Source organism: Sphingomonas bacterium, assembly GCF_903643035.1.
In the GTDB taxonomy this organism is placed as follows: Bacteria; Pseudomonadota; Alphaproteobacteria; order Sphingomonadales; family Sphingomonadaceae; genus Sphingomonas.
The window spans coordinates 1-3,821 of sequence record NZ_CAHJWW010000266.1; the positions used below are offsets into that span (position 1 = coordinate 1).

Annotated in this window: 6 protein-coding genes; 5 read left to right on the forward strand and 1 reads right to left on the reverse strand. The window is 70.7% G+C overall.

The features are described from left to right. The coding region (locus tag HUV01_RS13515) for a hypothetical protein (RefSeq protein WP_217431011.1) at positions 1-243 on the reverse strand (243 nt) is incomplete at its 3' end. A gap of 216 nt (positions 244-459) precedes the next feature. Between HUV01_RS13515 and HUV01_RS13520 the strand changes: the two genes are divergently transcribed. The 5 genes from HUV01_RS13520 to HUV01_RS13540 all read left to right on the forward strand — a co-directional run. Next, the gene (locus HUV01_RS13520) at positions 460-1,254 is read left to right on the forward strand and encodes a TerC family protein (protein WP_174298742.1); all 795 of its coding nucleotides are present in this window, start codon (positions 460-462) and stop codon (positions 1,252-1,254) included. An 81-nt stretch (positions 1,255-1,335) separates the two neighbouring features. Further along, on the forward strand, positions 1,336-1,974 hold the full coding sequence (locus HUV01_RS13525) for a ribonuclease D (protein WP_174298743.1): 639 nt from the start codon (positions 1,336-1,338) through the stop codon (positions 1,972-1,974). Then, the gene (lptC, locus tag HUV01_RS13530) at positions 1,967-2,638 is read left to right on the forward strand and encodes an LPS export ABC transporter periplasmic protein LptC (protein WP_254606647.1); all 672 of its coding nucleotides are present in this window, start codon (positions 1,967-1,969) and stop codon (positions 2,636-2,638) included. The genes HUV01_RS13525 and lptC overlap by 8 nt, the downstream gene beginning before the upstream one ends. A gap of 5 nt (positions 2,639-2,643) precedes the next feature. Then, positions 2,644-3,186, forward strand: a complete 543-nt coding sequence (locus HUV01_RS13535; RefSeq protein WP_174298745.1) for an LptA/OstA family protein — start codon at positions 2,644-2,646, stop codon at positions 3,184-3,186. Positions 3,187-3,310: 124 nt separating this feature from the next. Beyond that, a partial coding sequence (locus HUV01_RS13540; protein WP_174298746.1) for an ATP-binding cassette domain-containing protein occupies positions 3,311-3,821 on the forward strand: 511 nt, incomplete at its 3' end.

Sequence of the window (3,821 nt, forward strand, 5' to 3'; positions counted from 1 at the left end):
GCCACCGCCGCGATAGCCGCCACCACCGCCGCCGAAGCCGCCGCGATCACCGCCGCCGCCGAAGCTGCTGCCACCACCGAAGCTGCTGCCGCCGCCGAAGCCGCCGCGATCACCGCCGCCGCCGAAGCTGCTGCCGCCACCAAAGCTGCTGCCGCCGCCGAACTCCTCGCCGCCGCCGAAGCTGTCGCGCTTGTCGCGGCCACGCCCGCCACGGTTCCCGCGGCCACCCTTGTCGAAACTCATATGCCCTGTTCGTCTTCCACGTGCGCCCGGCTTTACCTGTCAAGAACCCGAGCCGGACGACGGACACGAGCCTTATAAGGCGCCGTTCCACGGTCGCCTCATTTTCGCCTTATCGCATTTTTCATCTTCCCGCGAGGGAGATTCGTTGCCGTCTCGCAGCCAATCGGATGATAGCCGATCCTTGCGCGCGCGCGGCCTGACCGGCACAGCCGCGCGATGACCCAGCTGCTGACCGATCCCGCCGCCTGGCTCGCGCTCGCCACGCTGGTGCTGCTGGAGGTGGTGCTGGGGATCGACAACCTGGTCTTCATCTCGCTGCTGTCGAACAAGCTGCCGGCGGCGAACCGGACGCGGGTGCGCAGGGTGGGCATCGGGCTTGCGCTGGTGCTGCGGCTCGCCTTGCTGTCGGGCATCGCGTGGCTGACGCGGCTGACCGCGACGGTGATCGACCTCGGGCTGAGCGGACCGCCCGACGCGAGGGGGGAGCCCAGCTTCTCGACGGACTTCTCGTGGCGCGACCTGATCCTGATCGGCGGCGGATTGTTCCTGCTCTACAAGGCGACGCAGGAGATCCACCACACGCTTGAGCGTCCGGGCGAAGGCCAGGGCGAGGGCAAGGATCCGGGCGGCGGGCATGGGAAGGACGGTGGCGGCGGCGGCGCCACGCTGTCGGTCGGTTCCGCGATCGTCCAGATCCTGTTGCTCGACATGGTGTTCTCGATCGATTCGATCCTGACCGCGGTCGGCATGACCGACCGGCTGCCGATCATGATGGCCGCGGTGGTCATCGCGGTGGGCACGATGCTGCTGGCCGCCGACCCGCTGGCGAACTTCATCGCGCGCACGCCGTCGGTGGTGATGCTGGCGCTGGCGTTCCTGATGATGATCGGGCTGGTGCTGGTGGCGGACGGGTTCGGCGTCCACGTCCCGAAGGGCTATATCTACGTGGCGATGGCGTTCTCCGTCGCGGTCGAGGCGCTGAACCTGGTGAGGCGGCGGCGACTGGAATAGCCGCCGACGCGGCCCGACAATGGCGGCCCGGCCCTCCCCTGCCCCATTGAGCCGCCGCGCCCGCCCCGCTAGGGCCGCGCGATGGCAGTCCATATCCACGAGGGGGACCTCCCCGAGGCGACGCTCTTCTCTCCCGGAACGGCGATCGCGGTCGATACCGAGACGATGGGGCTCATGACCCCGCGCGACCGGCTGTGCGTCGTCCAGCTGTCCGACGGCGGTCCGGATGGCAAGGGGGGCGACGAGCATCTGGTGCGCTTCGCCCCCGGCAGCGACTATGCCGCGCCGCGGCTGAAGGCGGTGCTCGCCGATCCCGACCGGCTGAAGCTCTATCATTTCGGCCGTTTCGACATCGCCGCGATCCGCCACTACCTAGGCGTTGTCGCCGCGCCGGCATGGGACACCAAGATCGCCTCGCGCCTCGTGCGCACCTATACCGACCGCCATGGCCTGAAGGAGCTCGTGCGCGAACTGCTGGGGGTGGAGGTGTCCAAGGCGCAGCAGTCGTCCGACTGGGGATCGCCCGCGCTCACCGACGCGCAGAAGGATTATGCCGCCTCCGACGTCCGCTTCCTCCACCGGCTGCGCGACGAGCTGGAACGGCGGCTGGTGCGCGAGGGGCGCATGGAGCTGGCGCAGGCGTGCTTCGACTTCCTGCCCACCCGCGCGGCGCTCGACCTCGCCGGCTGGCCGGAGATCGACATCTTCGCGCATGTCTGAGGCGCCGGCGCCCCTCTTCCCGGCCACGATCTTGCCGGCGCCGCCCGCCCGCACCGCGCGCCAGCGGTGGGCGTTGCCGGGCGGCAGCCACGACCGGATCGTCACGCTCCTGCGCATCGTACTGCCGGCCGGCATCGGCGTGCTCGCCGCGTTCCTGGTCATGGCACCGCTGAGCGGCGGCGGCGACGTCAGCTTCGTGCTCGACAAGAACAAGGTGGAGGTCGCGCACGAGCGGCTGCGCATCCAGGCGGCGCGCTACCGCGGCCAGGACGGCAAGGGCCAGCCCTTCACGCTCGACGCCGGATCGGCGGTGCAGAAGAGTTCGACCGAGCCGATCGTCCAGATCCGCACGCTCGCCGCGACGCTGCGGCTGGCGGACGGGCCGGCGACGATCAGGGCGAACCGCGGCCGCTACGACATGGGGGGGGACAAGGTGGCGATCGTCGGTCCGGTCCGGGTCGACGGACCGCACGGCTATCGGCTCGACACGCACGATGCGACGCTGGACCTCAAGACGCGGCGGATGGCGAGCGGCGGCGCGGCGGGCGGCACCCTGCCCAACGGCGTGTTCAGCGCCGACCATCTCGACGCCGATCTGGACGGGCGCGACGTGCGGCTCGACGGCCATGCCCGCTTGCGGATCGTGCCGCGAGGCGCGAAGTAGCGGCGATGCGCGCGCCCTTCCTGTTCCTGTCCGTCCTCGCAGCCACCCCGGCGGCGGCCCAGTCGCGCCATGACTCCAACGCGCCGATCGCGTTCGGCGCCGACCATATCGAGCTGCAGGACAAGGCGAACCGTGCGGTCCTGACCGGCAATGTCGCCGTCACCCAGGCGGAGATGACGCTGGACGCGCAGCGGATGACCGTCGCCTACACCGGCCAGGTCGTGGACGGGAACCCGCAGGTCTCCCGCCTCGACGCCGCCGGCGACGTGGCGGTAAAGCGCCCCGACCAGAGCGCCACGGGCAGGTTCGGCGTGTACGACCTCAACCGGCACCTCATCACGATGCTGGGCGGCGTCACGCTGCACCAGGGCGCCAACGTGGTCCGCGGATCGCGCCTGACGCTGAACCTCGACACCGGCCGCGCGGTGATCGACGGGTCGTCGGTGGCGGGCGGCGGCGGCATCCCAGGCGCGACGCAGGCGGCACCGGGCGGCCGGGTGACGGGCACCTTCTCCGTGCCCAAGCGGGACGGCGCGGCCGGGCAGTAGGTCGCCCAGTACGATATGGCGCGGCGCGGTGCGCCCGCGCCACCTGTGCCATATGCATGTTCCCTGCCATCCGCCCTTGCGGTAACGGTCCGCTAACCAGCTTCTGCGAGGCCGTTCGCCTGCCATGACCGATACCGCCAGCCTTCCCTCCAACCTCGCCCCCCCTACTCTTGCCGAGTTCGAGGCGATCCACGAGGCGCCGGCCGCGCGCGGGCTGCAGGTCGTGTCGATCGCCAAGAGCTACGACAAGCGCACCGTCCTCACCGACGTGTCGGTGTCGGTCGGGCGCGGCGAGGTCATCGGGCTGCTCGGCCCCAACGGCGCGGGCAAGACGACGTGCTTCTATTCCGTGATGGGGCTGGTGAAGCCCGATTCGGGCCGCATCATGCTGGACGGCACCGACATCACCGGACTGCCGATGTACCGCCGCGCGATCCTGGGCCTGGGCTATCTGCCGCAGGAGACCAGCATATTCCGCGGCCTGTCCGTCGAGAAGAACATCTCGACCGTCCTAGAACTCTCCGAGCCCGACAAGGGCAGGCGCGCCGAGCGGCTCGACCGGCTGCTCGGCGAGTTCGGCCTGACGCGACTGCGCGACGCGCCGGCGATGGCGCTGTCGGGCGGCGAGCGGCGGC